Genomic DNA, 2,973 nt, shown 5'->3' on the forward strand with positions numbered 1-2,973 from the left:
CCCCGCACGGCGGCACCCCGCCGCAGCTCGCCGAGACCGGCGCGGGCGTCCCGGCCGGAGCGGTGCTGCCGATCGGCGCGGGCGCGCTGCTGGCCGGCGTGATGCTCTTCCGCCGGGCTCGCTCCGCGGCGTGAGACAACTCTCCCCCCGGGAGACGTCCGAAGACGGGTGAAGCGGGCTCCGCCGAGGCGGGGCCCGCTTCACCCGTTCACCATGTCGCGCGTACCTGTCGGATGATCCGTCTGCGGAGCCGCACCCTGCGGCTGCCGTCGCGCATCAGGCTGAGGCGGTACAACTCCCAGTGCCCGTACTCCGCGTGGTCCGTCAGCAGGCGTGCCGTGTCCTTGCGTGAGACCCCGCGCGGTACGTACACGTCGACAAATTCGTATTCGGCCATCGCATCCATTGTGCGGGCACCCGCCCGGTACGGATAGCGTCTGCACCATGTCTGATGCTGCGCAGCCCACCGCTGCCGAGGTCCGTGCCGCCGTCGAGGCGGTCAAGGTCGCGCTCGACCGTCACCTTGCGGCGGTCGAACGGCGGTCGGGGGAGGACGACCCGGCCGTCCACGAGGCGTTCAACCAGCTGGCCGCGGCGGCCGAGGTCTACGACGAGTTGCTGTACACGGTGCACGACGAGGTGACGCCGTTCGAGATCCCGGGGATCGAGGAGTCCCTCCCGCCGTACGAGGGACCGGCCGAGCCGCAGGCGGTCGGCGTGCTGATCCGGCGGGACTACACCGTCACGGAGCCGCAGCGGCTGCTGGCCGCCGCGCGCCGGATCGAGGAGGCGGACGAGGACGTGACCGACGACCTCGGCGACGACGCGTTCTCCCGGACGACGCACGGTGCGCTGGGGCTGCTGTTCGGCGAGTACGAGCCGGACGAGATCGCCTCCCGGCACCGGGAGTTCGGCCTGGAGGAGGGCGACTCCACGCTCTGGGTGACGGCGCAGGAGGAGCCCGCCGAGCCGGGTGAGTGGCTCGCCGCCCCCTTCGAGGGCGCGGATCCCGCCCAGGTCGTCTGCCGCTTCGACGTCTCCGCGGTGTTCGACGACGACTCCGACGACGACCTGGGCTGACGGGACCGCCGCGCCCGCCCCGCACGGTGCCCGCGCGGGGCGGGCACCGCGCGCGTCGGCGGCATCGCGGGCGTCGCCCCTCACCTGCGCACCACAGGACCCCACGGACCCCGTGGGCGACCCGGACCGGCCGGGCCGCCCACGGGGTCTCCGCTTGCGTCAGGCCTGGCGGGCTGCCCGCAGGAGGGCCGGGAGGCGGGTGGTGCGGGGCCTGGGCGCACCGGAGGCGACCGCCTCGGCCAGGGCCGGGCCGACGCCCTGGACGACGGACAGGTGCCGCTCCGCCCGGCCGAAGGCGGTGTACACCCACGCCCGGTCGAGCGCGGCCCCGGCGTCCCCGGGCAGCACGGCGACGACGGCGGGCCAGCGCTGCCCGACCGCCTGGTGGGCCGTCACCGCCCAGCCGTGGCGCAGGGTGCGCTCGACGGCGTCCGGCGGCACCACGACCGTCGCGCCGGCCAGGTCGAGGTGCAGTCCCTCGGCGTCCCCCTTGGCGACGCGCCCCAGGACCGTGCGCCCGGGCTCCGGCGACCAGGCGACCCGGTCCCCGGGGTCGAAGCCGCCGAAGCGGCCGGGGCCGGGGTTGAACCGCTCCTTGAGCGCGGCGTTCAGCACCCGGGTGCCGACCGCGCCGCCGTGGCCGGGGGTGAGGACCTGGGTCTGCTCGGGCGGCACGCCGATGGCCCGGGGCACCGAGTCAGCGATCAGCTGCACCGTCCGGTGCACCGCCTCGCGGGGGTCCCGGACGGGCACGACGGCGACCTCGTGACCGGGCGACTCGACGGTGATCAGCTCGCCCACCCCGATGGCGGAGACCAGTTCCCCGACCGGCCCGGGGTCGGGCGTCCGGGAGGCGATCTGCGGGCAGACCTTGGCGGCCAGCAGGTCGGCGAAGACCCGGCCCGGCCCCGCCGACCACAGCACCCCGGGGTCGCCGCCGAGCACCAGCCGGGCGCCGTCGGGCAGCGACTCCACCAGCACGGCGGCGCTCTCCACGCCGAGCTGGGGCGCGTCGAGGACCACCAGCAGGTCCAGGCCGAGCGCCCCGTCGGCGTCCCGGGCCGGGCCCTGGGCCCCCGACAGCAGCCCGGCGGTGGTGACGACGGCCCGCTCGTCCACGGGACCGCCGGCCAGCGCGGCGCGGAGCCGGCGGCGGCCGTCCGCGGTGTGGGTGACGGCGCACACCCGCAGCCCCAGGGAGGCCGCGGCGGCGAGCAGGGCGGCGGGTTCGGCGCGGGCCGCCTCGCCGCCGGTGTGCAGCACCAGCGCGTGGCCGGCGACGGCGCGGACCAGGTCGGCGGCGGAGCCGCGCAGCCGCGCGGCGGCCGCCTCCCAGTCCTCCGCCGAGCCAGAGGGCGTGGTGTTGACCAAACGGGCCAGGCCGTCGGCGAGGCTCTCCTCGGCCAGGGCGTACCGCTCGAGTCCGACGAGCACCCGCACGGGGCGCTCCTCCTCGGCCTCGTCGCCCTCGTCGCCCTCCTCCGCGGACGCGGCCGGCGCGGGGGCGGGGGCCGCGGCGGGGACGTCGTCCAGCGCGTCCTGGAACACCAGCACGTCGCCCTCGGCCACCGCGCTCTGCACGGCGGCGTCCGGGTCGGGCACGCCCTGTGCGCCGAGGGCGGCCGCGAGGGCGGGCGCCTCCAGCGCGGTGTGCCCGGACAGCGCCGCCCGCTCCAGCGCCCGGACGGTGAGGGCGCGGCCGCGGCGCTCGTCGTCGGGGCGGACCTCGGGGCCCAGCAGGGCGCGGGCGAAGGCGTCCGCGTGCTCCGGCCGGACGCCCTCGACCCGCAGCAGCTGCCAGGGGTCCTCACGCAGCAGCACGTCGGCGCCCTCGCCGAGCACGGCGGCGGCGGAGGGCGCGAGGGCCTCGGGGGCTCCACCGGCCGCCAGGAC

Annotated in this window: 3 protein-coding genes; 1 reads left to right on the top strand and 2 read right to left on the bottom strand. The window is 77.6% G+C overall.

Annotated features, from left to right (window positions below):
- Nucleotides 1-208 precede the first annotated feature (208 nt).
- Nucleotides 209-397, bottom strand: a complete 189-nt coding sequence (locus ACOV8S_RS24635) for a DUF5703 family protein (protein ID WP_108956220.1) — start codon at nucleotides 395-397, stop codon at nucleotides 209-211.
- A gap of 47 nt (nucleotides 398-444) precedes the next feature.
- Between ACOV8S_RS24635 and ACOV8S_RS24640 the strand changes: the two genes are divergently transcribed.
- Nucleotides 445-1,080, top strand: a complete 636-nt coding sequence (locus ACOV8S_RS24640; RefSeq protein ID WP_448320375.1) for a hypothetical protein — start codon at nucleotides 445-447, stop codon at nucleotides 1,078-1,080.
- Between the two features lie 159 nt (nucleotides 1,081-1,239).
- Here ACOV8S_RS24640 and ACOV8S_RS24645 read toward each other — a convergent pair.
- Nucleotides 1,240-2,973: helix-hairpin-helix domain-containing protein (locus tag ACOV8S_RS24645; protein ID WP_448320377.1), on the bottom strand; the 1,734-nt coding region annotated here is incomplete at its 5' end.

It is taken from the genome of Streptomyces sp. CO7 (assembly GCF_053474865.1).